Raw genomic sequence first — 24,787 nt, 5'->3', positions numbered from 1 at the left:
TCCTTTCGCGCCAGCGCGCTCGTTCAGCCCGCTGCGGCTGCTTTCACCCTACCCGCCGCCGCGCGCGCAGGCGGGGTGGTTGACGAGGAGGCGACCCGGCGGTTATCGCCCGACGAACTCGGCCGCGCGACGGCTGAGAAACGCCTGCATGCCGATGCCGGCGTCTTCGCTCGCCGCCAGGCGCACCAGCTCGGGCTGCAGCGCGGTCTCGGCCGCGGCTTCGCCCTCGCGCACGGCCAGGCGGGCGTTCGCGAGGGTCGCCTGCACGGCCAGCGGCGCCTGGGCGGCGATGCGTTCGGCGAGCACCAGGGCCGCCGCGAGCTGTTCGCCGTCGGCGACGACCTGCTGCACGATGCCCATGCGCAGCGCCTCGGCTGCGTCGAAGTAATCGCCCGTGAGCATCCAGCGCATCGCGTTGCCCCAGCCGACCGCTCGCGGAAAGCGGATCGTCGCGCCCCCGAACGGCAGGATGCCGCGGCTCACCTCGATCTGTGCGAACCGGGTCGATGCGGCCGCGACGGCCACGTCGCTGGCGAGAATGAGTTCGATGCCGAGGGTGAGACAGATACCCTGAACCGCGATCACCACCGGCTTGGTGCGGTGTGGGCCACCGACCTGCCACGGGTTGATGCCGCCTTCGGGCACGATGTCGAGGCCCTCGGCGGTGATGCGCGGGCCGACATCGGCGAGATCGAGCCCGGCGGTGAAGTGCTCGCCGATCGCGTGCACGAGCCCGACCCGCAGCGTGGCGTCGCGTTCCAGCTCGCCGTAGGCGAGAGCCAGCTCGGTCAGCAGGGCGAAGTCGGCGGCGTTGCGCTTCTCGGGGCGGTTGAGGCCGATCAGCAGAATGTGGCCCTGGCGTTCGACGGTGATGCGGGAGGTCATGGCCCGAGACTAGCGGCGGCCGGCGGGCAGAGCAGGATCGTTTGTGCGAACCCTCACAAGGCCCGGGTGAGGGCCGAGATCACACGCAGCACGGCCGACAGATCGTCGGAGGCGGCGTCAGGACTGGCCGGGGCGAACTGGGTGATTCCTGCACCCACCAGGGTGAACCGCTGGCGCACCGCCATGATGTTCTCGACCAGGGCCGCCACGCTCAGGCCGAACGGTTCGGGGTAGCTGACACCCGCGATCTCGGCCGGGTCGAGAACATCGAGGTCGACGTGCAGGTACACCGAGGTCGCGCCGGTCGCGGCGATCGCCTCGACGAGGGCATCGCCGCGGGTGAGTTCTTCGCTCTGCTGCAGGGCGTCGACGCTCACCTCGCGAATGCTCGACGCCTCGATGTAGGCCTGCTCGTCGTCGTCGATCGAGCGCACTCCGGCGAGCACCAGGCGCCCAGGCGAGACCGTCTGGTCGAATTCGGGAACGAGCAGGTCGGGGCCGTCGCCGAGCAGCGTTCGCAGCACCATGCCCGAGAACGCGCTGGCGCCCGACTCGGCGGGGCGCATCAGGTCGGCGTGGGCATCCAGCCACACCACCGCCACACCCGGATGCGCGCGAACCGCCTCGGCCACCGGCGCCAGCTCGACGCCGCAGTCGCCGCCGATCGTCACGACGATGTCGGGCGCGGCCGGGTCGGCCACCGCTGCCTCGTCGCCGAGCTCGTCTCGGGCGGCCGCAGCAGCCGCGGCGGCCGCGTCGGCGATCACCGCAGAGTCACGCAGGGCGCGCGTGACAGAATCGCGGATGCTGCGCAGAGCGCTCACGCGGGCGACACCGGTGCCCAGGCTCTCGCCGGCGCCCAAGGGGATCTCGAGCCGGGTCGTCACGCTCGACGGCAGGTCGCCCGCGATCGCATCGGCCCCGTCGATCAACTGCATCGCGCGGGATGAACCAGAACCCTGCCACTCGGGCACCACAAGAAAAGTCGCTGACACGGTCTCAGTGTGGCACGAGTGGGCGCGGGTCTGCTTCGGCGTGCCGGTCTCAGTCGTGCGGTCCGAACTCGCCGGGCGTCATGTCGCGGTAGCGCTTGGCCCGCGCCAGGTCGCTGGTCATCTCGTCGACCGTGCGGTAGCCGGCGACATAGCCGGGCTCGTCGCGCTGGATGCGCCAGCCCTCTGCCAGTGGCCCGGCGTCGAGAGCGTCGAAGCCGAACTCGTCGAGCAGGGTCGAGACCGTCTGCTTGGCACCCTCGTCGTCACCGGCGATGACGAGCGCACGGCGCCCGGTCGACCCGGCCGGCTTGCCGTCGGTGGTGATCTGGTCGAACCTGATGTGGTTGAACGCTTTCACGACCTTCGACTCGGGCAGGTGCGCCTGCAGCAGTTCAGACACGGTGGTCGACTCGTCGTCGAGCTCGCCGATGTGCCCGTCGCGTTCGAAGTAGTAGTTGTTCGTGTCGATGACGACCCTGCCGGCCAGCTCGGCGACCGGCACGGTCTCGTAGGCCTTCAGCGGAATGGAGACGACGGCGATGTCGGCGGCCGCTGCGGCCTCCTCGGTGGTCGCGGCGCTGGCCTGCGAGCCGAGCTCGGCGACCAGATCGGTGAGGGTTTCGGGCCCGCGCGAGTTGCTGAGTACGACCGTGTAGCCGTTCGCCACGGCGAGACGCGCCACCTGGGCGCCGATGCGGCCGGAGCCGATGAATCCGAGAGTTGTCATGCTGGGTCGAACCGGCCCGGGGCGCCGATTGTTCCCGTGCGACCGTTCCCGTTCGATCGTTCCCGTCGGCGGCCCCCGTGGCGAGTATTGCGAAACATTACCGGCACGGTTGGGTGCGGCCGCAGAGCGGAGTTGAATGGGGTCATGCCCACCCCGACCACCACACTGCGCCTCGCCGTCGTCGAAGTGACCCGGCACCGAGCTCACGACACCGAGTACCACGCGTACATCGACATCCTGAACTCGCGCATGGTGGCCGAGGGGCGGGCGCAGGGCTACGAGGTCACCCGCATCGCCGCGGCCGACGTCGGCACCGACGAGCTTCTCGACGTCACCCGCGACGCCGACGCGATCGTGATCATGGGCGGCGAAGACATTGCTCCGCGGTACTACGGCGGAGCCGCCGGCTACCCGGCAGAGGGCAGGCACTACGAGGCGGCCGACGAAGCCCAGATCGCCCTGGTGCGACGTGCGGTCGAGACCTCGACCCCGCTGCTGGGCATCTGCCGCGGCCTTCAGGTGATCAACGTGGCCTTGGGCGGCACCCTCGTGCAAGACCTCGGGTCGGCGACCATCCACAAGCACCTCGACGTGCCGATCGACGAGACGATGTCGGGACACACCGTCGCCCTCGACCCCGCAAGCCGGCTGTACGGCGTGCTCGGCGACGCCGTCACGGTGCAGAGCGCCCACCACCAGGCCGTCGACGCCCTGGGGTCGAGCCTCATCGTCGTCGCGACCGCCGACGACGGACTGCCCGAGGCCGTCGAGCACGCGCACGCTCCGGTCGTGGGCATCCAGTGGCACCCCGAAGACGCGGGAGCGCCCGCGGGCCAGCTCGCGTCGCTGGTCGGTTCGCTGCGCGAGTGGGCGCAGCGCGGTGTCGCGGCCGACTCGCTCGCCGCCTGACGGACTGCACCGGCGACCGGCCGCGCTCCACCGGCAATCGGCCGTGTTCCGCTGGCGACCGGCTGTGCTCCGCTGGCGACCGGCTGTGCTCCGCTGGCGACCGGACGGCCTCAGCGCGATCGAGCAGACGTCCCCAGCGCGCCCGTGCGCCAGCGCCTGATGTTGCCCGCGCGCTAGCGCGTGATGTTGCCGACGCTGCCGGTCGCGGCCGGCGAGGAGTACGGAAGGTCGGCGCGTTCAGCCAGACGTGGGATGCGCCCGATGATCAGGGCGATGGGAAGCGACACGATGACCCAGACCGTGCCGACGATGACGATGAGTGCAAGCGTCATGGCGGGGCTCCTTCGGTGGTACGTCGGTGCGGATGATCCGTCGACGAGCTCGAAGAGCCAGGCCCGACGCTGGGTCACTGAATACGTTGAACTGAGCATAACTGCACAAATCCACGCGCAAGCGCGACACGGGCGTTTCGCAGAAACTACCTCAGGAAATCTCGGCCAGTCGGAGGAAACGCGTCGAATGTGACCCCCGAACGGGGGAGGGGCGCTACAGAACGGATGAGCATCCGTCGACCTGGCCCACACCCCGACGCTCAGTCGATGCCTTCGAGACGCTCAGTCGGGGCCTCGAGACGTTCAGTCGAGGCTTCGAGTCGTTCAGTCGATGTCTCGACGGGAGCACGGGCGCTGGTCTGCGACCGCCCATGGCTCCGGCTGTCGAGCTCGTCTTGAAGGGCAACGAAGAACCGGTCGATCTCACCCACACGCCGAGTGAACAGAAGGGTCTCGGCGCCGGGAACCCTCCCCACCACGTCGAGTTCGATACGCGTGTGCTGATCATCGACCGCGGTGAACCGCAGGTGCGGCTCGAACAGCGTCCAGCCGGTGGCCAACAGGGCGAGCGGGTCTACCAGGCTCGTGCCCTTCAACGCGTGGCGTACGAAGTCCCCCACCTCGTCGAACGGCACGGGCACGACCACCTGCGGCACGTGCCTCGGGGCCATCCCCTTCGTGCGTCGTCTCCGCCGTTCGATCTCACCCACACCTGGAGCGTAGACCGACTGCGGTGCTCCCAAAACGGGGAAAGCCCGGAACCCGCGGCATGCGCGTCGTTCCGGGCTGTCGAGAATGGTGGCCCCACGCAGATTCGAACTGCGGCCCCTGCCTCCGGAGGGCAGTGCTCTATCCCCTGAGCTATGGGGCCAGGAGTGCGGTGTTCACAATACCACCGGCCGCGGGGTGTCTGATGACGGGCGCGAGGGCTGCAGCGTTTCATGACAGGATCGTGAGCATGAAGCGAACGGTCAGCGCCCACATCGAATGCGACATCGACGCCCCCGCGAACCTCGTGTATTCGATAGCGGTGGCCGAGGGGCTCGCCGTCGAGAGTGAGAGCGTCGAATACAGCTTCAACGGGCATCCGCTCACCCCCGTCGACATCACCGACGTGCACGGTACCCGCCTGCACGAGTTCGACACGGGAAAGGGCCGGCTCACCCTCGACTACCGGGCGGTCGTCGACGGCACCGCGGCCCCCGCGATCGTGACGAAGAACGATCTCATCACCTACCTGCGGCCGAGCCGGTACTGCGAGAGCGACATTCTGCTGCCCACCGCGCGGTCGGAGTTCGCCGGGCTCGAGGGCCGCATGCTGCTCGACAGTGTGAGCTCGTGGGTCGGCGACAAGCTGAGTTACGTGCCGGGTTCGAGCCTGCCGACCGACGGCGCTGTGCGCACGCTGCTCTCGCGGCAGGGCGTCTGCCGCGACTACGCGCATCTCGTGGTGGCCCTGCTGCGCGCCCTCGACGTGCCGGCCCGCCTGGTGTCGGTGTATGCGCCGGGGCTCGACCCGATGGACTTCCACGCCGTCGCCGAGGCGTACGTCGACGGCGAGTGGTTCGTGGTCGACGCCACCGCCCTCGCCCCGCGCCAGAGCCTGGTGCGCATCGCCACCGGCCGCGACGCCGCCGACACCGCCTTTCTGAGCAACCACGGCGGCTGGCTCATGCTGACCTCGCTCGAGGTCACGGCCACAGTGGATGCCCTGCCCCGCGACGACACCCGCGAACTCGTTCAGCTGCACTGAGCCGATCCGCCCGAGTCACGATCGGTTTTGCGCAGATGCACGCCACGAACCGTCTTAGCGACCATCAGTGCCGAATCGATCGCAGCACGGGGGCGGATTCCCGCCCGCAGAATGCACGCAGGCCGCGACGATAAGCTTGAACACCGTGACTCCCGAAGACCTCTCCAGCGCCCTGTTCGACATCGTGACCAGCCGTCTCGATGCCCGACGCCGCGACGCACCGGATGCCCAGCCGGTCACGATCTCGGTCGTCGACGTTCAGCTCGAGCGCCCGCGCAACCGCGACCACGGCGACTGGACCACGAACATCGCCATGAAGCTGGCCAAGTCGCTCGGCACCAATCCGCGCGCCTTCGCCGCGGAGATCACCCCCGACATCGAGGCGATCGACGGCGTGGCCTCGGTCGATGTCGCCGGCCCCGGCTTCATCAACATCACTCTCGAGACCGCTGCCGCCGGTGAGATCGTGCGTACGATCCTCAGCCAGGGCGACGACTACGGGCACAACCACGTGCTCGACGGGCTCAGCGTCAACATGGAGTTCGTGTCGGCGAACCCGACGGGTCCGCTGCACCTCGGGCACACCCGGTGGGCCGCGCTCGGCGATGCCATCGCGCGGGTGCTGAGTGCATCCGGCGCCGAGGTCACGACCGAGTACTACATCAACGACGCCGGCAACCAGATGGACAACTTCGGCGCCTCGGTGCTCGCCGCCGCCAAGGGCGAGCCCACGCCTGAGGGCGGGTACCCGGGCGAGTACATCCAGCAGCTGGCAGCAAAGGTGCTGGCCCAGGTGCCCGACCTGCTCGAACTGCCCGAGAACGACGCCATCGGGGTCGCCCGCGACCTCGGTTACCTGCAGCAGCTCGAAGAGATCAAGGCGTCGCTCGAGAACTTCAACGTGCACTTCGACGTGTTCTTCAGCGAGCGCACGCTGCATGCTCCCGACCCCGAGACCGGCACGAGCCTCATCGACCAGGCTGCCGTGCGCCTGCGCGAGCAGGGTCACGTGTTCGAGAAAGACGACGCGGTGTGGGTGCGCACGACCGACTTCGGCGACGACAAAGACCGCGTGCTGACCCGCGGCAACGGCGTGACCACGTACTTCGCCGCTGACGCCGCGTACTACCTGAACAAGAAAGACCGCGGCTTCACCGAGAAGATCTACCTGCTCGGCGCCGACCACCACGGCTACGTCGGCCGTCTCAAGGCGCTCGCGGCGGCGGCCGGTGACGACCCCGACGTGAACATCAAGATTCTGATCGGCCAGCTCGTGAACCTCAACGGCGCCAAGCTGTCGAAGCGCGCGGGCAACATCGTCGAGCTCGACGACCTGCTCGACTGGGTGGGGGCGGATGCCTTGCGGTACTCGCTCGCCAGGTACCCCGCCGACTCACCTCTCTCACTCGACGGTGAGAAGCTGCGTGAGCGCACGAACGACAACCCCGTGTTCTACGTGCAGTACGCGCACTCGCGCACCCGTTCGGTGGCGAAGAACGCCGCCGTGGCCGGTGTCGACCGCAGCGCGTTCGAGCCGGGCCTGCTCACGCACGAGACCGAGACCGAGCTGCTCGGTTCGCTGCAGGAGCTGCCGCGCATCGTCGCCCAGGCCGCCGAGCTGCGTGAGCCGCATCGCGTCGCGCGCTACCTCGAGGAGGTCGCCGGGCACTACCACCGCTGGTACGGTGCATGCCGCGTGCTGCCGCTGGGCGACGAGCCGATCACCGACCTGCACCGCACGCGCCTGTGGTTGAACGACGCCACCGGCCAGGTCATCCGAAACGGGCTGGCTCTGCTCGGCGTCTCGGCCCCCGACCGCATGTGACCACCGACGGGAACGACGGCGTGGTCTAGCCTCGTGTCATGACCAGTGCCCCGCCTCCCGCCGCATCGTCTCGGTCTCACCAGCCGCCCCCGCCGGCCGGCGCGGCCGGGGGTGGGCCGGCAGGAGCTTCCGCTGGCCCCGCCACGCCACCGCGATCGCGACGCGGCCGCATCATCGCGATCGTCGCCGGAGCCGTGGTACTGCTGGCGATCATCCTCGTCGTCGCCGACATCGCGCTGCGCGCCTACGCCCAGGGCCAGGTGCGCCAGGCCGTGCTCGACAACCTGCCGGCGAACGTGACCGGCGACGTCGACGTGACCATCGGCGGCGGACCCTTCCTGCTGCAGTACGTCTCAGGAACGTTCAGCGATGTCACCCTCACCAGCCGCAACATGCAGGTGAACGGCGTGCCCGTGCAGGCGAGCGTCACCGCCACCGACGTGTCGACCGACCAGTCGAAGCCGGTTCCGCACGCCACGGCGAGCCTCACGCTCGACCAGGCCGCGGTCAACTCGTTTCTCAGCATTCCGGGCTCGAACGAGATCACGCTCGGCGACGGAACCGTGGGCTACTCGGGCCAGCTCACGGTGTTCGGCCTCACCCTCGGCTACGACGCCACGGCTACGGCGCAGCCGCAGGGCCCGGATGTTCTGCTGACCCCGACCGGCGCGCAGCTCAGTGCCGGGTCGGCGTCGATCGACGTGAGCGGGGCGCTCAAGGCCGTCGTGTCGAAGCCGCTCTCGATCTGCGTGGCGCAGTACCTGCCGCAGGGGGTGCAGCTCACCAGCATCACGCCGACGAGCGGACAGGTCACGGTGACGGCCGAAGCCACGAACCTCGCGCTCACCGAAGAGGCGCTCTCCACCACCGGCAGCTGCTGACCCGTAGGCCTGGGTCGACGTTGCCGCTACGCCCGGCGCCGTGCAGCCGGTGAGCCCCGGCGCGCACTCTCACTTCGGCGAATCGGCCACCTTCGTGTCGACCGTGAAGTCGCCGCCGTTGACGTTGCTGATCGTGGTGGTCGAGTCGTAGATCGTGGTCGGGTCGTCGGCCGTGCTGATGTCGCAGTGCACCACGCCCCCGTTCACGATCGGAATCGGGTCGCTGCCGCAGTCGACTGTCGGCGTCACGCCGACCTGCTTCTCGAGCAGGTCGCCCACGTGGTGGGCGAAGTCTGACGAGCTGATCGTGGGGGTGCCGCCCGAGCATCCGCCCAGCAGGAGCGGCATCGCCAGGGTGAGCGGCAACGCGGCCGCCGCGATGGCTCGGCGCCGCCGCTTCGCGCCGCGGGCACTGGCGCACGCGGTCTCTGAAGGTCGAGCGGTGTCTGAGGGGCGAGCGGTGTCTGACAGGTGTGACGCGAGCATGGGGCCTCCGGTTCTCGACGATTGCTCACCCAGTATAGAGCTATTCTCAGCTTCACCGTCTCGGTTGCGTCACGAGAATGTGCTCGTCAGCGATCTCCGGTAGCATTTCCCTTATTCCACGTGCAGTCAGCACCAGTTCCTGCTGTGCGCTGCGTTCTGGCGAATGCCGCCACAAGCCCGCCAAAGGTTCACCCGATGACTGCCAACCCCCTTGCTCCCGCGTGGCTTGCCGTGCCCGACGACGCCAACGATCTGCCGCCGGCCGTCTGGCCGATGAACGCCGCCCGCACTCCCGACGGCGAACTGACCTTCGGGGGAGTGCCGGCCTCGGCCCTCACCGCCCGTTTCGGCACGCCGCTCTACGTCGTCGACGAGGCCGACGCCCGCGCCCGGGCACGGGGCCTGCGCGACGCCTTCGAGAGCGCGTTCGAACGCATCGGCACCGACGTCACGATCTACTACGCCGGCAAGGCCTTTCTCTGCTCTGCGGTGGCCGAATGGATGACCGGCGAGGGCCTCTCCATCGATGTGTGCAGCGCAGGAGAGTTCGCGGTCGCCCTGGCGGCCGGCGTCGACCCGGCGCGCATGGGGTACCACGGCAACAACAAGTCGCTCGCCGAGATCGATGCAGCCGTCGAGAACGGAGTCGGCGCGATCGTCATCGACAGCGCCATCGAGGTCGAGCGCATCGCGGCCGCCGCCGAGCGGCACGGCCGTGTGCAGCGTGTGCGGCTGCGGGTCAACAGCGGGGTGCACGCGCACACGCACGACTTTCTCGCGACGGCACACGAAGACCAGAAGTTCGGCATCACGCTGGATGACGCCCCGAGCCTGGTCGCGAGCATCCGTTCGCACTCGAGCCTCGAATTTCTCGGACTGCACTGTCACATCGGCTCGCAGATCTTCGGCGCCGACGGGTTCTCGGAGTCGGCAGCGCGGCTGCTGGGAGTGCACGCCGAGCTGCTGCGGGGCGGCGACGTGCCCGAGCTGAACCTCGGCGGCGGATTCGGCATCGCCTACACGAGCGCCGACGACCCCACGCCGATCGCCGAACTGGCGGCGCAGCTGGCCGACATCGTCGCGTCGGAGTGCGCCCGCCTCGGCGTCGCGGTGCCGCACCTGGCGTTCGAACCCGGCCGCGTCATCATCGGCCCCGGCACGGCGACCCTCTACACCGTCGGAACGGTCAAGCCGGTCAGCGTCGCAACCGAGCTCGGAACCGACGAAGAGACCGCCGCCAACGCCACCACCCCCGACCAGGCAGCGACCCTGCCTCTTCGTGCCACAGCCACTGCCGCCGGCACCGCCACCGCCCCTGACCAGGCAGCCGCCCTGCCCCTTCGTGCCACAGCCACTGCCGTACGCACCTACGTGAGCGTCGACGGCGGCATGAGCGACAACGTGCGCCCCGCCCTCTACGGCGCCGACTACACCGTGCGCCTGGCCAACCGGATCTCGGCGGCCGACCCCGCGCTGGTCAGGATCGCGGGCAAGCACTGCGAGAGCGGCGACATCGTGGTCAACGCCGACTACCTGCCCGGCGACGTCGAACCCGGCGACCTGGTCGCCGTCGCGGCCACGGGTGCCTACTGCTGGTCGATGTCGAACAACTACAACTACCTGGGCCGCCCACCGGTGGTCGCTGTCGAGCGTGGCAGCGCGCGCATCATCGTGCGCGGCGAGACGGTCGACGACCTGCTGGCACGCGATCCCGGCATCGGCCGCGAGACCCGCAAGGCGCGAGTGTCGATGAGCCACGCAGACACACCCGCCGGCACCGGCGCAAACGCAGACACACCCGCCGGCGCCGGCGCAAACGCAGACACAGTCACCGGCGCCCATGCAGACACACCCGGCGTCCGCGCAGACCCCGTCACCGGCGACGCAGCACCCTCCGATTCGAAGAAAGCATCATGATCGAATACCGAAACCTGAAGATCGCGCTGCTCGGCGCCGGCAACGTGGGCGCCCAGGTCGCCCAGCTGCTGCGCGAGCACGGCGATGAGCTCGCCTCCCGCGTCGGCGCGGGCCTCGAGCTCGTCGGCATCGCCGTTCGCGACGTGGATGCCGACCGCACGGTCGACCTGCCGCACGAGTTGTACACCACCGACGCCGAATCGCTCATCCTCTCGGCCGACATCGTCATCGAGCTGATGGGTGGCATCGAGCCGGCCCGCACCTACATTCTGCAGGCGCTGAACTCGGGCGCCGATGTCGTCACCGGCAACAAGGCCTTGCTCGCCCTGCACGGCACCGAGCTGTTCGAAGCGGCCGAGCAGGTCGGCGCGCAGCTCTACTACGAGGCCGCCGCCGGGGGAGCGATTCCGATCATCCGGCCGCTGCGCGACAGCCTCGCCGGCGACCGGGTCAAGCGCATCCTGGGCATCGTGAACGGCACGACCAACTACATCCTCGACCGCATGGACGTCAACGGAGACACCCTCGACGAGGCCCTCGCCCTGGCGACCGACCTGGGCTACGCCGAGGCCGACCCCACCGCCGACATCGAGGGCTTCGACGCGGCGCAGAAGGCGGCCATCCTGGCCCGGCTCGCCTTTCACTCTGCAGTGCCGGTCGAGGCCGTGCACCGCGAAGGCATCACGAAGGTGACGCCCGAGCTCGTCGACCAGGCCCGCCGCTCGGGCTACGTCGTCAAACTCTTGGCGATCTGCGAACGCGTCACCGACCCGGTGACGGGCACCGAGGGCATCTCGGCGCGGGTGCACCCCGCGCTGGTGTCGCGGCTGCATCCTCTTGCGGCGGTGCACGGCGCGAAGAACGCGGTGTTCGTCGAGGCGGAGGCCGCCGGCGACCTGATGTTCTACGGCGCCGGCGCGGGCGGGCTGGAGACGGCATCCGCTGTCCTCGGCGACCTGGTGTCGGCGGCCAGGCGGCACGTGGCGGGCGGCCCCGGCGTCGCCGAGTCGCTCACCGCGCACCTGCCCATCCTCGACATCGGCGCGGTGCTCACCCGCTACCAGATCACCCTCGAGGTGGCCGACGAACCGGGTGTTCTGGCCCGCATCGCCGGACTGTTCAGCGAACACGGCGTCTCGGTCGAGGCGGTGCAGCAGTCGGTCGGCGAGGCCCGCACGCCCGCCGACGTGAGCACCGCTACCCTTGTCATTGTCACGCACGAGTCGACCGAGGCGGCGCTCAGCGCAACCGTCTCATCGCTCGCCGAACACACAGCCGTCGCAAGCGTGACGAGCGTAATGAGAGTTGAAGGAGCCTGATGGCCGCCGATAGTGCCCGTACCGTGCCCGGAAAGATCGCGTCACGGCAGTGGAGGGGTGTGCTGCACGAGTACGCCGACCGCCTGAACATCACAGAGGCGACCCCGATCGTGACGCTCGGCGAGGGCGGCACCCCGCTCATCCCGGCCCCGGCGCTCTCTGCCCGCACGGGCGCGAAGGTCTACGTCAAGTTCGAGGGCATGAACCCCACGGGCTCGTTCAAAGACCGCGGCATGACCATGGCCATCTCGAAGGCCGTCGAGCACGGTGCGAAGGCCGTCATCTGCGCCTCCACCGGCAACACCTCGGCCTCGGCCGCCGCCTACGCTGCGCACGCGGGCATCACGGCCGCGGTACTGGTGCCCGAGGGCAAGATCGCCATGGGCAAGCTCAGCCAGGCCATCGCGCACAATGCCGAACTGCTGCAGGTGCAGGGCAATTTCGACGACTGCCTCGACATCGCGCGCGAGCTCGCCGCCAACTACCCGGTGCACCTCGTGAACTCGGTGAACCCCGACCGCATCGAGGGCCAGAAGACGGCCGCCTTCGAGGTCGTCGAGGTGCTGCAGGATGCGCCAGACTTCCACATCGTGCCGGTGGGCAACGCGGGCAACTACACCGCCTACTTCCGCGGCTACAGCGAAGAGCTCGAGCGCGGCGCCACCACGAAGCTGCCCCGCATGTTCGGCTTCCAGGCCGCCGGCAGCGCGCCGATCGTGCTGGGCCATGTCGTGAAGCACCCCGAGACCATCGCCAGCGCCATCCGCATCGGCAACCCGGCTTCGTGGCACCTCGCCACCGACGCCCGCGAGAAGAGCGACGGCTACTTCGGCGCCATCGACGACGCCAAGATCCTCGAAGCCCACCGCATTCTCTCGGCCGAGGTCGGCATCTTCGTCGAGCCCGCGTCGGCCATCAGCGTCGCCGGCCTGCTCGAGCGTGCAGAGGCCGGCCAGATCCCGGCCGGGGCCACTGTCGTGCTCACGGTCACCGGCCACGGGCTGAAAGACCCGCAGTGGGCCCTGCGCACGGCGAACGGCAGCGATGTCGAGCCCACCGTCGTGCCGATCGACGTCGCCGAGATCGCCGGAGTGCTCGGGCTCTCGAAGGCATCCGCGTGACAGGCGCCGTGCCCGCCGAACCGGTGATCGCCGCCTCGGCGGGCGCTACCGATCCTACCGCCGCCTCGGCGGGAGCTACCGGCCCCACCGCCGCCTCGGCGGCCGGGTCTGCCGCGGCGGTGCAGGCGAGCGTCGGGCCGGTGGTCGGCACCTCGGTGTCGGTGCGCGTTCCCGCCACCAGCGCGAACCTCGGCCCCGGCTTCGACACCCTCGGCCTGTCGCTGTCGCTCTACGACGAACTGACCGTGACCGTTCGTGACGCCCCAGGTGCGACGGTGGATGTTCGGGGTGTCGGTGCGGGCGAGGTGCCCACCGACGAGACCAACCTCGTGGTGCGCTCGATCGCGCACACCTTCGCCGCCTACGGGCAGCCGCTGCCGGGGCTCGACCTCATCGCGCGCAACTCGATCCCGCACGGCCGCGGGCTCGGGTCGTCTGGTGCCGCCATCGTGAGCGGCATTATGGCCGCGAAGGGACTGCTCGAGGGCGTGGTCGACATCGACGCGCTCGGGCTGCTCGCCCGCGCGACCGAGCTGGAAGGGCATCCCGACAACGTCGCGCCGGCGCTGTTCGGCGGACTGACCATCGCCTGGGTCACCCCCGAGGGGCCGCAGTTCAAGAAGCTCATGGTGCACCGTGGTGTGTCGCCGCTCGTTCTCGTGCCCAAGGCGACCATGTCGACGGCGCTCGCGCGCAGCCTGCAGCCGGCGACGGTGCCGCACGAAGACGCCATCTTCAACGTGTCGCGCTCGACCCTGCTGATCGCGGCGCTCATCCAGAGCCCCGAGTTGCTCTTCGCTGCGACCGAAGACAAGCTGCACCAGAGCTATCGCGCAGCGGCGATGCCCGAGACCGACCGGCTCATCGGGCTGCTGCGCGCCCAGGGTTTTCCCGCGGTCGTGTCGGGTGCTGGGCCGAGCATCCTGGTGCTCTGCAGCGACCCGGGGCAGCGTCTCGCGGCGGCCGAATTGGTGGCCCAACACGCCGAGACTCCGTGGGATTCACGGGTACTGGCGGTCGACTTCAAAGGTGCTACAGTGATAGCGCACCCGGTCGAAGCCGCGTAGATCGCAGGCGCCGCAGGGTCTGTTCGCTTTGTAGGCCTTCTCTGTCGAGAAGGCGGCGCGGCGGGCATATCCCTTGGGCATATCCCTCAACCGGTCGCACATCCTCCACATTACCGCTGACGCTTGCAGTGCCGTGGAGCCACGAATCGTGGTCTCCGCCGACGCATTCAGGCGCGTACAGCCCTTTTGCCGCAACTCATAAGACGGCAGAGGAAGGAAATCACCTTCGTGACTGACACAAATCTCCACGCCCTGAGTTCAGAGACTCCGAGCGCGGAATCCGCCGGCGGCGCCCCCGCAGACCTCTCGACCCTGAAGGTCTCAGAGCTGCAGACGCTGGCCGCCGCACTGGGCATCCCCGGTGCCTCCAAGCTCCGCAAGGGCGAACTCGTGGCCGCCATCGCCGGCGCACAGCCCGCAGCCGCCGTCGCCGACGCCGCGGCTGCCGTGGTCGCCGCGTCGCCCGCCGACGGTGACGCCGCCGTCGACGCCGCGCCCGCCGCCGATGCTGAGCCTGCCGCCGACGCCGCGCCTGCCCCCGACGCCGCGCCTGCCACCGAGTCGGCACCGGCCGTCGTCGAGCCGGCCACGGTCGCGGCCGCCGACGCCACGGTCGCTGCCGACCCCACCACCGCTCCGGCCTACGTGGCCGAGCCCGCCGCCGAGGCCGTGGCCGACGCACCCCGCCGCCGCGCCTCGCGTCGCGTCACCTCCGCCGCGCCGACCAGCGCTCCTGCCGCAGAGCTGCCCACCGCGGGTGCCTCGGCGACGGATGCCCCGGCCACCCCGTCGGCCAGCACCACTGACTCCACCGCCGCCGCCGACTCGGCCGCGACTGATTCGGCCAGCACTGACTCGGCCAGCACGGGCTCGACCGACGCCTTCGGCACCGACTCCTCCGGCACCGACTCCTCCGAGGGCGGCTCTGCCCGCAGCGGGCGCGAGCCCCGCGGCGGCCGCGTCGGCGCCGCACGCCACGTGAACGCCGGCGTCGCCGAGCACGCCCCGCTGGTTCCGGTCGACGACCAGTCCGTCAGCCGCCCCGCCTCGTCGATCGACACGAGCGTTCTCGACGCTGTGCTCGACGCGGCCATCGACGGCAACCGCACCGATGCCAACCGCGCCGATGCCAACCGTACCGACGGCAACCGTACCGACGGCAACCGTACCGACGGCAACCGCGACGGCGCCCAGGGCAACCGCACCGAGGGCGCCCGCAGCGAGCGCCAGGTGCGCACCCCCCGCCTCACCCGCGCCCAGCGTGCCGCGCAGGCCGCACGCGACGCAGCCGCCGAAGGCTTTGGACCCGACCGCTCAGCCCCCGACCGCTCAGCCCCCGATCGCTCAGCCCCCGACCGCTCGCGCACCGACTCGATCCTGCCCGACCTGCCAATCGTCGGCGAGTCCGACGACGACCGTTCCGACGCGTCGAACGGCGAGCAGGGCGACGGCGACCAGCGCGAGCAGGGTGAGGGTCGCCAGGGCCGCAACCGAAACCGGCGCGAGCGCAACCAGAACGGTAACCAGAGCGCGGGCCAGAACAGCAACCAGAACGCTGCGGGCGCGCCCGCGAACGCCGACCGCGGCCAGGGCGGCGCGGCCAACGGCGGCACCGCCGACCGCGGCAACGGCGCCTCGAACGGCAACGTAGCCGGCGCCGGCGACCGCGCGAACGACCGCGCCAATGGCAGCCAGCGCGGCAACCAGCGCGGGCAGCAGAACCGCCAGAACGATCGCCAGAACGACCGCGCCGACGAGCAGAGCTTCGACGAGCGTCAGCTCGACGAACTGAACGAGGGCGGCGAACGCGGCCAGTCCCAGGGCGGCAACGAGCGCAACGACCGCAGTGCGCGCAGCCGCTACCGCGACCGCAAGCGCCGCGGCCAGGGCCAGGGCGACGACCTCGAGCCCGAGATCAGTGAAGACGACGTCTTGATCCCGGTCGCGGGCATCCTCGACATTCTCGACAACTACGCGTTCGTGCGCACCAGCGGCTACCTGCCCGGCAACAGCGACGTGTACGTCTCGCTCGGCCAGGTGAAGAAGTACAACCTGCGCAAGGGCGACGCCGTCGTGGGCAGCATCCGCCAACCGCGGGAGGGCGACAACAATGGCCGCCAGAAGTACAACGCCATCGTCAAGGTCGAGTCGATCAACGGCCTGCCCGTCGAAGAGGCCGCGAACCGCGTCGAGTTCTCGAAGCTGACGCCGCTCTACCCCCAGGAGCGCCTGCGCCTCGAGACCGAGCCCGGCCGCCTCACCCAGCGCATCATCGACCTCGTCGCGCCCATCGGCAAGGGCCAGCGCGGCCTGATCGTCGCGCCGCCGAAGGCCGGCAAGACCATCGTCATGCAGCAGATCGCTAATGCGATCTCGACCAACAACCCCGAGGTGCACCTCATGGTCGTTCTGGTCGACGAGCGGCCCGAAGAGGTCACCGACATGCAGCGCACGGTCAAGGGCGAGGTCATCGCCTCGACTTTCGACCGCCCCGCCGAAGACCACACTACGGTCGCCGAGCTGGCCATCGAGCGCGCCAAGCGTCTCGTCGAGCTGGGCCACGACGTGGTCGTGCTGCTCGACTCGATCACCCGCCTGGGCCGCGCCTACAACCTGGCCGCCCCGCCGAGCGGGCGCATCCTCTCGGGTGGCGTCGACGCCGCCGCGCTCTACCCGCCGAAACGCTTCTTCGGCGCTGCGCGCAACATCGAGAACGGCGGCTCGCTCACCATTCTCGCCAGCGCGCTCGTCGAGACCGGCTCGAAGATGGACGAGGTGATCTTCGAGGAGTTCAAGGGCACCGGCAACATGGAGCTGCGACTCTCGCGCCAGCTGGCCGACAAGCGCATCTTCCCGGCGGTCGACGTGAACGCGTCGGGCACCCGCCGCGAAGAGCTGCTGATGGGCGTCGACGAGACCAAGATCACCTGGAAGCTGCGCCGCGCCCTCGCCGGGCTCGACCAGCAGCAGGCGCTCGAGATCGTGCTGGGCCGTCTGAAAGACACCACCAGCAACGTCGAGTTCCTGATGCAGGTGCAGAAGTCGATGCCCGCCACCACGGCGGCCAACGGCCACAGCAACGGTCACGCGAACCACAACGGTCACAAAGAGGATTAGGCGCATATGTTCGAATCAGTGGAGACCCTGCTGATCGAGCATGATGAGCTGCAGGAGCAGCTCGCCGATCCAGCGCTTCACTCGGATCCTGCTCGATCCAAAAAGGTCAACCGTCGCTACGCCGAGCTCAGCCGCATCATCGCGGCTTACCGGGAGTGGCAGCAGCTGACCGACGATGTCGCTGCGGCGACCGAGATGGCCGCAGAAGACGAGTCGTTCGCGGCCGAGCTGCCCGGCATGGCCGAGCAGCTCGAGGCGGCGACCGAGAAGCTGCGCCGGCTGCTCATCCCGCGTGACCCCAACGACGGCCGCGATGTCATCATGGAGATCAAGATGGGGGAGGGCGGCGCCGAGTCGGCCCTGTTCGCCGCCGACCTGCTGCGCATGTACCTGCACTACGCCGAGAGCAGGAAGTGGAAGACCGAGATCATCGAGCAGACCTCGAGCGACCTCGGCGGCATCAAGGATGTTCAGCTCGGCATCAAGGGCACCTCGACCGACCCCGCCCAGGGCGTCTGGGCGCACCTGAAGTACGAGGGCGGCGTGCACCGCGTGCAGCGCGTTCCCGCCACCGAGTCGCAGGGCCGCATCCACACCTCCGCAGCCGGCGTGCTCGTCTATCCCGAGGTCGATGAGCCCGAAGAGGTCGAGATCAGCCCGAACGACCTCAAGATCGACGTCTACCGCTCCAGCGGCCCCGGCGGCCAGTCGGTGAACACCACCGACTCCGCCGTGCGCATCACCCACCTTCCGACCGGCATCGTGGTCGCGATGCAGAACGAGAAGAGCCAGCTGCAGAACCGCGAGGCCGGCATGCGCGTGCTGCGCGCCCGTGTTCTCGCGAAGCAGCAGGAGGAGATCGACGAAGCGGCGAGTGCCGTGCGCAAGAGCCAGATCCGCACCATGGACCGCTCCGAGCGCATCCGCACCTACAACTTCCCCGAGAACCGCATCGCCGACCACCGCACCGGCTACAAGGCCTACAACCTCGACGCCGTGATGAACGGTGCCCTCGAGCCCGTCATCGACTCGTGCATCACGGCCGACGAAGAGGCCCGGCTCGCTGAGCTGGGCGCGTCGGCCGAATGAGCACGATGACCGCCCGATGAGTGTCGTCGAGGCCGACCGCATGGTCGATCGCCCCCTGACGGTGCGCAGCCTGCTCGAACGGTCGACGACCATCCTGGCCCGGGCCGGCGTGCCGACCCCCGAGGTCGACGCCGAGCTGCTGGCCGGCCACGTGCTCGGCGCGACCCGTGGGCAGGTTCAGGCGATGACGGTCACCGACCGCGTGCTGGCCGTCGACGACGCGGTGGCCATCACCGAGGCCGTCGAACGCCGGGCGGCACGGGAGCCCCTGCAGCACATCACCGGTACGACCGGCTTCCGCTCGCTCGAGTTGGCCGTCGGCCCCGGCGTCTTCGTGCCGCGCCCCGAGACCGAGTTCGTGGCGGGCCTCGCTATCGACTCACTTCGTGCGATGGCCGACGAGTCGCCGCTCGCGGTCGACCTCGGCACCGGCAGCGGCGCCATCGCCCTGTCGCTGGCGACCGAGGTGCCCCATGCACGGGTGGTCGCGGTCGAGAACTCGACGGCGGCCTTCGTCTGGGCGAAACAGAACTTCACGTCGGTGGATGCCCCCAACGCCCGCCTCGTCTTCATCGACCTCGCCGTGGCCCTGCCCGACCTCGACGGCCTCGTGTCGGTGGTGGTCTCGAACCCGCCCTACATTCCGGCCGGAGCCATCCCGCGCGATCCGGAGGTGCGCCTGCACGACCCCGAGCACGCCCTCTACGGCGGCGAAGACGGGCTCGACGTCGTGCGTGACGTGTCGCGAACCGCGCTGCGCCTGGTGCGCCCTGGTGGTGCGCTCGTCATCGAGCACGGCGAACTGCAGGGCGCGAGCATCCGGAGCCTGCTCGACGCCGACGGCTGGAACGCCACAGCGACCCACCGCGATCTCACCGGCCGCGACCGCGCCACCACCGCTCTGCGCTAGCCGCAAGCTATCATTGTGACCGATATGGCTGCCATCTACGACTGCACGGTTCCGGCCGAACTCCTCGCCGGAATGCGGCTCTCCCGGGCGGCGATCTCGCGCGGTGAGCTCGTCGTGATCCCCACCGACACGGTGTACGGCGTCGCCGCCGACGCCTTCACCCCGGCCGCCGTGCAGCGACTGCTCGACGCCAAGGGCCGCACCCGGCAGTCGCCGCCGCCGGTGCTCATCCCGAACCTCGCCACGCTCGACGCGCTGGCCGAGAGTGTCAGCGAACCGGTGCGCGCCCTGGCCGAGGCGTTCTGGCCCGGCGGCCTGACCATCGTCGTTCCGGCGCGCTCGTCGCTCCTGTGGGATCTGGGCGACACCGACGGCACCGTCGCCCTCCGCATGCCGGCCGACCCGCTCGCCCTCGAACTGCTGGCCGAGACGGGGCCGCTGGCCGTGTCGTCGGCGAACCTCACGGGCCAGCCCGCCGCCCTGAACGCCGCAGAGGCCGAACGGATGCTCGGCGACAGTGTCTCGGTGTATCTGCAGGCCGCCCCGCCCACCACGCCGCCCACCGGTCTGGCATCGACCATCATCGACGCGACCGACGACGAGCACATCACGATCATCCGGCACGGTGTGGTCACCGAGCAGCAGCTGCGTGCGCTCGTCGGTGACGCATTGTTCGACCCGAAGCGTGCCGAGCCGGCCGACGACGCCCCGCCGGCCGACGCCGCTGCCCTTCCGGCCGACGACGCTGCCCTTCCGGCCGATGACGCTGCCGTGCGCGCCGACGGCGCTGTCGTGCCGGCCGACGCCGCTGCCGTGCCGGCCGCCGACCCCACTGCGCGCCCTGCCGACGCTGCCGAGCCGGCCTAGTGCGCTTCTACCTCCTGATCGGCGCCATCTCCGCGATCGTGACCTTCGGGCTGGCGATCGTGGTCTACCGCCTGAGCATGAAGTACCGGCTCTACCCGAAGATCCGCGAACGCGACGTGCACACCCGCCCGACGCCGCGCCTCGGCGGGGTGGCCATGTTCCTCGGCATCGTGATCGCCACCGGCATCGCCTCGCAGATCAGCTGGTTCAGCCTCGTCTTCATGAACCCCGGGCCCATCCTGGCCATTCTGGGCGCCGCCTTCATCGTGGTCGCGCTGGGCGTCGCCGACGACATCTGGGATCTCGACTGGGTCGTCAAGCTCGCCGGGCAGATCATCGCCGCCCTGCTGCTGGCCTGGCAGGGGGTGCAGATCGTCTCGTTGCCGATCGGCGGCCGCACCATCGGCTCGAGCGGAATGTCGCTGTTCATCACCGTGCTCGCCATCGTGCTGGTGATGAACGCCATCAACTTCATCGACGGGCTCGACGGGCTCGTCGCGGGCGTGGCCATCATCGCCAACAGCGTGTTCTTCTTCTACAGCTACATGCTCACCAAGCTGACCAGCCCCACCGACTACTTCAACCTGGCGTCGCTCATCACCGCGGTGCTGATCGGCGCGTGCATCGGCTTCCTGCCGCTCAACTGGCACCCCGCGAAGCTCTTCATGGGCGACGCCGGTTCGATGCTGGTCGGGCTGCTGATGGCGACGAGCGCGATCGCCGTGACGGGGCAGATCGACCCGACGCCCCTGGGTCGTTCGCAGCTGCTGCCGGCGTTCATCCCGATTCTGCTGCCCTTCGCCATTCTCGTTCTGCCCCTGCTCGACTTCGGGCTCGCGGTGTTCAGGCGGCTGCGGGCGGGCAAGAGCCCGTTCAGCGCAGACCGCAAGCATCTGCACCACCGGATGCTCGACATGGGTCACTCGAAACTGCACGCGGTGCTCATCTTCTATGCTTGGACGGCGGTCATCTCGATCGGCTGCCTGCTGTTCTTCGTGTTGAACCCGTACTGGCTCGCCTTCGTGTTCCTCGGGGTGGGCGTGGTGATCTGCACCGTGCTCACGCTCGCTCCGCTCACCCGGCGCAAGGCTCTCGAGGCGACGGTGCAGCTCGCGCCGGCCGCGAGCATGATCTCGACCGAGGGCGCCAGCCTCGACCCGCTCGATGTGGCCAGCGATGAAAAGGATGTCTGAACCCGTGCCTGCCGACAGAACCCCCGGTGACCGCACCCCCGGTGACCGCGCCCCCGGTGGCGCGCCAGGTGCCGGCGCCCCCGTGACCCTCAGCTCGACACCGGTGCTGGTGCGCTCGCTGAAGCTCGCCGCGCTTCTCACGGTGGTGCTCATCGTGGTCGGGGGAGTGGTGGGCTATGCCGTCGACGGCTGGGTGGGGGTGACCAGCGCGGTCATCGGTGCTGCGATGTCGTTCGTCTTCCTCGGCATCACCGCCGGCAGCATCCTGGTCGCCAACCGCTCGTACTCGTCGCCGCTGTTCACAGTGACGTTCTTCGCCATCGTGCTCGGTTCGTGGATCCTCAAGTTCGTGCTGTTCATCGTCGCCGCGCTGCTGCTTCGCGACCAGCCATGGATCGACAAGTTCGTGCTCTTCGGCTTTCTGATCATCGGCGTCGTGCTGACGCTCGTGGTCGATGTGGTCGTGGTCGCCCGCACCCGCCTGCCGTACGTGAGCGACGTGGCACTTCCACAGCAAGTTCTACCGAATGTCGAAAAGAGGGCCGAAAACGGCTCGAATCGGCCCGAATCAGGGGAACACGATTAGTTCTCAGGCCCAAAAGCTTGATAGGCTGAACATGTTCGTTCCGCTGCCCGCGGCTGGTCGCCTGTAACAATGAAGCTACAGTTCATGAGTTTTGGTACCCAGTTCAGGTCTGCAGCACCCCCCACTATTCGTCGACGCGAGAGCCGAGCTCCACGCCCCGAAACAGGAGAAAGCGCTGATATCTAACGCTGTAAACCTGCTAGCCCCGTTAGCAACCGATGAAGGTGGCTTCACGGGTCCCTCCATCAATGAATTCTTTCCTGATGTGCTGTTGTTCGCGGGCACCCCCTTCGAGATCAACCGCATCATGATCATCCGGTTCATCGCGGTAGCAGCCATCCTCATCATCTTCTACGTCGGCACGCGCCGAATGAAGATCGTTCCGGGCCGGTTCCAGAGCCTCGTCGAGATGGGGCTCGACTTCGTTCGGGTCAACATCGCCGAAGACCTGCTGGGCAAGAAAGACGGCCGCCGCTTCCTGCCGATCCTGACGACCATGTTCTTCATGATCCTGCTGTTCAACCTGACGGGTATCATCCCGCTGCTGAACATCGCGGGCACGTCGGTCATCGGTGTGCCGATCGTGCTGGCCATCGTGTCGTACGTGTGCTTCATCTACGCCGGCATCCGCAAGCACCCGGGCGCGTTCTTCAAGAACGCCCTGTTCCCGCCCGGGGTTCCGAAGCCGATCTACATCATCGTCGCGCCCATCGAGTTCATCTCGACGTTCGTGCTGCGCCCCATCACGCTGACGCTGCGACTGTTGATGAACATGGTCGTCGGCCACCTGCTGCTGGTGCTCTTCTTCTCGGCGACGTCGTTCTTCCTGTTCACCGCAGGCGGCTGGTTCGCGCTGTTCGGCATCGGCACCCTGGCCTTCGGCTTCGTCTTCACGCTGTTCGAGATCCTCGTCGCGGTACTGCAGGCGTACGTCTTCACTCTTCTCACCGGTGTCTACATCCAGCTCGCGCTGGCCGACGAACACTGATCATCTCCACCATTTAGCACCACCCCACAAACGAAGGCAGCCCGGCGACCGCCGGATTCGCCCCTACGGAAGGAAACAACGTGGCAGACATTTCGACCCTTGCGGAGCTCAGCGGCAACATCGCAACCGTCGGCTATGGCCTCGCAGCCATCGGCCCGGCCATCGGTGTCGGTATCGTGGTCGGCAAGACCATCGAGGGCGTCGCCCGCCAGCCCGAGCTCGCCGGCCGACTCCAGGTGCTGATGTACATCGGTATCGCGTTCACCGAGGCGCTCGCGTTCATCGGTATCGCCGTCGGCTTCATCTTCGTCTGACGATCTCCCCTTACCGAACCTCGAGTTTAGAAAGGAGGCACGATGTCGAACTCCTACGCTGTCATCCAGCAGAGCACTGTGCTCGCCGCTGAGGCGACGCACAACCCGATCCTGCCCGAGACCCCAGACCTGCTCTGGGGCGCGGTGTGCTTCATCGTCTTGCTGGTCTTCTTCTGGCGCCTTGTGCTGCCTCGCATGAAGAAGCTGCTCGACGAGCGCGGCGAAGCGATCGAAGGCAACATCGAGAAGGCCGACGTGGCGCAGAAAGAGGCCGAAGCGCTTCTCGAGCAGTACACGGCCCAGCTCTCCGACGCCCGCGTCGAAGCCGGTTCGATTCGCGAGCAGGCCCGCGCCGACGGCCAGCGCATCCTCGCCGAACTCAAAGAACAGGCCAACAACGAGGCCGCCCGCATCGCGGCGACGGCCCAGTCGCAGATCGAGGCCGAGCGCCAGGCGGCCGTCGTGTCGCTGCGCAGCGAGGTCGGCTCACTCGCGATCGACCTGGCTTCGGGCGTCATCGGTGAGAGCCTCACCGACGACAAGCGCTCCGCTGCCATCGTCGACCGCTTCCTCGCCGACCTCGAGGCCAGCGAGGCCGCGTCGAGTGGCGCGTCGGCGACGCCGTCGGCCAACGGGGCGGTGTCGTCGTAACCATGGGTAGCGCAAGCAGAGAGGCACTGGCTTCGTCGAAGGCCGCCATCGAGGCTGTCGCCCCGGGCGCCCTGACGCTGTCGGTCGGCGAAGACCTCTTCGCCGCCGGCCGCATCATCGGCTCGTCGGCGCATTTCCGTGCCCTTCTCAGTGACCCGGCGAGCGAGGGTGCCGACAAGACGGCACTCATCGACCGCGTGTTCCGTGACGACCTCGCTCCCGATGCGCTGTCACTGCTGACAGCCGTAGCGTCGGCGAACTGGTCGACTCCGGATGACCTGCTGGGCGGCATCGAAGAAGTGGCCCTGCGGGTGATCGCCTTGAGCGCTCCCGCCGGTGTCTCGATCGACGCCGAGCTGTTCGGGTTCGCCAAGGCCGTCTCCTCGGATTCGGCCCTCGAACTCGCGGTGAGTTCGTCGTTCGGATCACCCGAGGCCAAGGTGGCGCTCGTCAACGCCCTGCTGCAGGGCAAGGTGTCCGAGCAGACCGTCGTGATCGTCAGGCACCTGGTGCTGCAACCTCGCGGCCGCCGCATCGAAGAGCTGCTCAACACCGCTGCCAGTATCGTCGCCGACACCAACAACCAATCCATCGCCACCGTCACGAGCGCTGCCCCCATCGCTCCGGCGCAGCTCGACCGGCTTCGAGCGGCCCTGGGCCGCTCCTACGGTCGTGAGCTCACCATCAACGAGGTCGTCGACCCGTCGGTGCTCGGCGGCCTTCGGGTGCAGATCGGTGCCGACGTCATCGACGGCAGCATCGAGTCGCGGCTGAACGACCTGCGCCTCAGACTCACGGCATAACGCACGCATCGGCCGCCCGGCGGCGCATACTTTCACTATCAACACATAAGGA

23 protein-coding genes, 1 tRNA gene and 1 pseudogene are annotated in these 24,787 nt (G+C 68.9%); 18 read left to right on the top strand and 7 right to left on the bottom strand.

Going from position 1 to position 24,787, the window contains the following annotated elements; translation table 11 throughout:
* Window positions 1-102: 102 nt before the first annotated feature.
* Genes V3W46_RS13570 through V3W46_RS13560 form a run of 3 tightly spaced genes read right to left on the bottom strand, consistent with a single transcriptional unit; the run spans window position 103 to window position 2,607 of the window.
* Window positions 103-885 carry a crotonase/enoyl-CoA hydratase family protein gene (locus V3W46_RS13570; protein WP_331783649.1) on the bottom strand — a complete coding sequence of 261 codons (783 nt, stop codon included), beginning with the start codon at window positions 883-885 and terminating at the stop codon, window positions 103-105.
* A 53-nt stretch (window positions 886-938) separates the two neighbouring features.
* Entirely contained in the window at window positions 939-1,880 is a 942-nt protein-coding gene (locus V3W46_RS13565) for an arginase family protein (RefSeq protein WP_331783648.1), read from the bottom strand.
* A 49-nt stretch (window positions 1,881-1,929) separates the two neighbouring features.
* Window positions 1,930-2,607, bottom strand: coding sequence for an NADPH-dependent F420 reductase (locus tag V3W46_RS13560; RefSeq protein ID WP_331783647.1), 678 nt, complete (start codon window positions 2,605-2,607; stop codon window positions 1,930-1,932).
* A 144-nt stretch (window positions 2,608-2,751) separates the two neighbouring features.
* On the opposite strand from V3W46_RS13560, the gene V3W46_RS13555 reads away from it, so the two are divergent.
* A complete protein-coding gene (locus V3W46_RS13555; protein ID WP_331783646.1) occupies window positions 2,752-3,516 on the top strand; it encodes a gamma-glutamyl-gamma-aminobutyrate hydrolase family protein in 765 nt (254 codons plus the stop codon).
* A gap of 173 nt (window positions 3,517-3,689) precedes the next feature.
* Here the strand turns inward: V3W46_RS13555 and V3W46_RS13550 are convergent, their stop codons facing one another.
* The 3 genes from V3W46_RS13550 to V3W46_RS13540 all read right to left on the bottom strand — a co-directional run bounded on the left by V3W46_RS13550 (window position 3,690) and on the right by V3W46_RS13540 (window position 4,719).
* A complete protein-coding gene (locus V3W46_RS13550) occupies window positions 3,690-3,848 on the bottom strand; it encodes a hypothetical protein (protein WP_331783645.1) in 159 nt (52 codons plus the stop codon).
* 260 nt (window positions 3,849-4,108) lie between these two features.
* Window positions 4,109-4,519 carry a hypothetical protein gene (locus V3W46_RS13545; protein ID WP_331783644.1) on the bottom strand — a complete coding sequence of 137 codons (411 nt, stop codon included), beginning with the start codon at window positions 4,517-4,519 and terminating at the stop codon, window positions 4,109-4,111.
* Window positions 4,520-4,644: 125 nt separating this feature from the next.
* A tRNA-Arg gene (locus V3W46_RS13540) sits at window positions 4,645-4,719 on the bottom strand.
* A gap of 87 nt (window positions 4,720-4,806) precedes the next feature.
* On the opposite strand from V3W46_RS13540, the gene V3W46_RS13535 reads away from it, so the two are divergent.
* The 3 genes from V3W46_RS13535 to V3W46_RS13525 all read left to right on the top strand — a co-directional run bounded on the left by V3W46_RS13535 (window position 4,807) and on the right by V3W46_RS13525 (window position 8,307).
* On the top strand, window positions 4,807-5,601 hold the full coding sequence (locus V3W46_RS13535) for a transglutaminase-like domain-containing protein (RefSeq protein ID WP_331783643.1): 795 nt from the start codon (window positions 4,807-4,809) through the stop codon (window positions 5,599-5,601).
* 145 nt (window positions 5,602-5,746) lie between these two features.
* Window positions 5,747-7,426: an arginine--tRNA ligase gene (gene argS, locus V3W46_RS13530; RefSeq protein WP_331783642.1), complete on the top strand. Its 1,680-nt coding sequence runs from the start codon at window positions 5,747-5,749 to the stop codon at window positions 7,424-7,426.
* 38 nt (window positions 7,427-7,464) lie between these two features.
* A complete protein-coding gene (locus V3W46_RS13525) occupies window positions 7,465-8,307 on the top strand; it encodes an LmeA family phospholipid-binding protein (RefSeq protein WP_331783641.1) in 843 nt (280 codons plus the stop codon).
* A 69-nt stretch (window positions 8,308-8,376) separates the two neighbouring features.
* Here the strand turns inward: V3W46_RS13525 and V3W46_RS13520 are convergent, their stop codons facing one another.
* Window positions 8,377-8,793 (bottom strand): hypothetical protein, encoded by a 417-nt coding sequence (locus tag V3W46_RS13520; protein WP_331783640.1) that lies wholly within the window; start codon window positions 8,791-8,793, stop codon window positions 8,377-8,379.
* A 195-nt stretch (window positions 8,794-8,988) separates the two neighbouring features.
* Between V3W46_RS13520 and V3W46_RS13515 the strand changes: the two are divergent.
* The 14 genes and pseudogenes from V3W46_RS13515 to V3W46_RS13450 form a co-directional block, all read left to right on the top strand.
* Window positions 8,989-10,509, top strand: a pseudogene (locus tag V3W46_RS13515) (diaminopimelate decarboxylase family protein); the annotation flags it as partial.
* 197 nt (window positions 10,510-10,706) lie between these two features.
* Entirely contained in the window at window positions 10,707-12,029 is a 1,323-nt protein-coding gene (locus tag V3W46_RS13510; protein WP_331783638.1) for a homoserine dehydrogenase, read from the top strand.
* Window positions 12,029-13,150: a threonine synthase gene (thrC, locus tag V3W46_RS13505; protein WP_331783637.1), complete on the top strand. Its 1,122-nt coding sequence runs from the start codon at window positions 12,029-12,031 to the stop codon at window positions 13,148-13,150. Before V3W46_RS13510 ends, thrC begins: the two co-directional genes overlap by 1 nt.
* A 119-nt stretch (window positions 13,151-13,269) precedes the next feature.
* Window positions 13,270-14,217, top strand: coding sequence for a homoserine kinase (gene thrB, locus V3W46_RS13500; RefSeq protein WP_331783669.1), 948 nt, complete (start codon window positions 13,270-13,272; stop codon window positions 14,215-14,217).
* 228 nt (window positions 14,218-14,445) lie between these two features.
* On the top strand, window positions 14,446-17,334 hold the full coding sequence (gene rho / locus V3W46_RS13495) for a transcription termination factor Rho (protein WP_331783636.1): 2,889 nt from the start codon (window positions 14,446-14,448) through the stop codon (window positions 17,332-17,334).
* Between the two features lie 6 nt (window positions 17,335-17,340).
* Window positions 17,341-18,423 carry a peptide chain release factor 1 gene (gene prfA / locus V3W46_RS13490; RefSeq protein ID WP_331783635.1) on the top strand — a complete coding sequence of 361 codons (1,083 nt, stop codon included), beginning with the start codon at window positions 17,341-17,343 and terminating at the stop codon, window positions 18,421-18,423.
* Between the two features lie 16 nt (window positions 18,424-18,439).
* Window positions 18,440-19,333: a peptide chain release factor N(5)-glutamine methyltransferase gene (gene prmC, locus V3W46_RS13485; RefSeq protein ID WP_443069987.1), complete on the top strand. Its 894-nt coding sequence runs from the start codon at window positions 18,440-18,442 to the stop codon at window positions 19,331-19,333.
* A 24-nt stretch (window positions 19,334-19,357) separates the two neighbouring features.
* On the top strand, window positions 19,358-20,200 hold the full coding sequence (locus V3W46_RS13480) for an L-threonylcarbamoyladenylate synthase (RefSeq protein ID WP_331783667.1): 843 nt from the start codon (window positions 19,358-19,360) through the stop codon (window positions 20,198-20,200).
* Window positions 20,200-21,393: an MraY family glycosyltransferase gene (locus tag V3W46_RS13475; RefSeq protein ID WP_331783634.1), complete on the top strand. Its 1,194-nt coding sequence runs from the start codon at window positions 20,200-20,202 to the stop codon at window positions 21,391-21,393. The genes V3W46_RS13480 and V3W46_RS13475 overlap by 1 nt, the downstream gene beginning before the upstream one ends.
* Before the next feature lie 4 nt (window positions 21,394-21,397).
* Window positions 21,398-21,979 (top strand): hypothetical protein, encoded by a 582-nt coding sequence (locus V3W46_RS13470; protein WP_331783633.1) that lies wholly within the window; start codon window positions 21,398-21,400, stop codon window positions 21,977-21,979.
* Between the two features lie 175 nt (window positions 21,980-22,154).
* Window positions 22,155-22,967: a F0F1 ATP synthase subunit A gene (gene atpB, locus V3W46_RS13465; protein WP_443069990.1), complete on the top strand. Its 813-nt coding sequence runs from the start codon at window positions 22,155-22,157 to the stop codon at window positions 22,965-22,967.
* An 89-nt stretch (window positions 22,968-23,056) separates the two neighbouring features.
* Window positions 23,057-23,281 carry a F0F1 ATP synthase subunit C gene (atpE, locus tag V3W46_RS13460; protein WP_331783665.1) on the top strand — a complete coding sequence of 75 codons (225 nt, stop codon included), beginning with the start codon at window positions 23,057-23,059 and terminating at the stop codon, window positions 23,279-23,281.
* Between the two features lie 42 nt (window positions 23,282-23,323).
* On the top strand, window positions 23,324-23,932 hold the full coding sequence (locus V3W46_RS13455; protein WP_331783632.1) for a F0F1 ATP synthase subunit B: 609 nt from the start codon (window positions 23,324-23,326) through the stop codon (window positions 23,930-23,932).
* A gap of 2 nt (window positions 23,933-23,934) precedes the next feature.
* On the top strand, window positions 23,935-24,735 hold the full coding sequence (locus V3W46_RS13450; RefSeq protein WP_331783631.1) for a F0F1 ATP synthase subunit delta: 801 nt from the start codon (window positions 23,935-23,937) through the stop codon (window positions 24,733-24,735).
* Window positions 24,736-24,787: the final 52 nt, after the last annotated feature.

The sequence above is a fragment of the Subtercola sp. YIM 133946 genome, assembly GCF_036553535.1.
Taxonomy (GTDB): domain Bacteria; phylum Actinomycetota; class Actinomycetes; order Actinomycetales; family Microbacteriaceae; genus Subtercola.
Note: the sequence above shows the minus strand (reverse complement) of the source record. Positions and strands in the feature narration are given on the sequence as shown.

Coding starts and splice junctions, on each gene's coding strand:
- V3W46_RS13560 (WP_331783647.1), bottom strand. CDS start 2,607: ATGACAACTCTCGGATTCATCGGCTCCGGCCGCATCGGCGCCCAGGTG.
- V3W46_RS13545 (WP_331783644.1), bottom strand. CDS start 4,519: ATGGCCCCGAGGCACGTGCCGCAGGTGGTCGTGCCCGTGCCGTTCGAC.
- V3W46_RS13525 (WP_331783641.1), top strand. CDS start 7,465: ATGACCAGTGCCCCGCCTCCCGCCGCATCGTCTCGGTCTCACCAGCCG.
- V3W46_RS13570 (WP_331783649.1), bottom strand. CDS start 885: ATGACCTCCCGCATCACCGTCGAACGCCAGGGCCACATTCTGCTGATC.
- thrC (WP_331783637.1), top strand. CDS start 12,029: ATGGCCGCCGATAGTGCCCGTACCGTGCCCGGAAAGATCGCGTCACGG.
- V3W46_RS13535 (WP_331783643.1), top strand. CDS start 4,807: ATGAAGCGAACGGTCAGCGCCCACATCGAATGCGACATCGACGCCCCC.
- V3W46_RS13550 (WP_331783645.1), bottom strand. CDS start 3,848: ATGACGCTTGCACTCATCGTCATCGTCGGCACGGTCTGGGTCATCGTG.
- V3W46_RS13455 (WP_331783632.1), top strand. CDS start 23,324: ATGTCGAACTCCTACGCTGTCATCCAGCAGAGCACTGTGCTCGCCGCT.
- prfA (WP_331783635.1), top strand. CDS start 17,341: ATGTTCGAATCAGTGGAGACCCTGCTGATCGAGCATGATGAGCTGCAG.
- V3W46_RS13510 (WP_331783638.1), top strand. CDS start 10,707: ATGATCGAATACCGAAACCTGAAGATCGCGCTGCTCGGCGCCGGCAAC.
- V3W46_RS13520 (WP_331783640.1), bottom strand. CDS start 8,793: ATGCTCGCGTCACACCTGTCAGACACCGCTCGCCCCTCAGACACCGCT.
- V3W46_RS13555 (WP_331783646.1), top strand. CDS start 2,752: ATGCCCACCCCGACCACCACACTGCGCCTCGCCGTCGTCGAAGTGACC.
- prmC (WP_443069987.1), top strand. CDS start 18,440: ATGAGTGTCGTCGAGGCCGACCGCATGGTCGATCGCCCCCTGACGGTG.
- V3W46_RS13450 (WP_331783631.1), top strand. CDS start 23,935: ATGGGTAGCGCAAGCAGAGAGGCACTGGCTTCGTCGAAGGCCGCCATC.
- V3W46_RS13480 (WP_331783667.1), top strand. CDS start 19,358: ATGGCTGCCATCTACGACTGCACGGTTCCGGCCGAACTCCTCGCCGGA.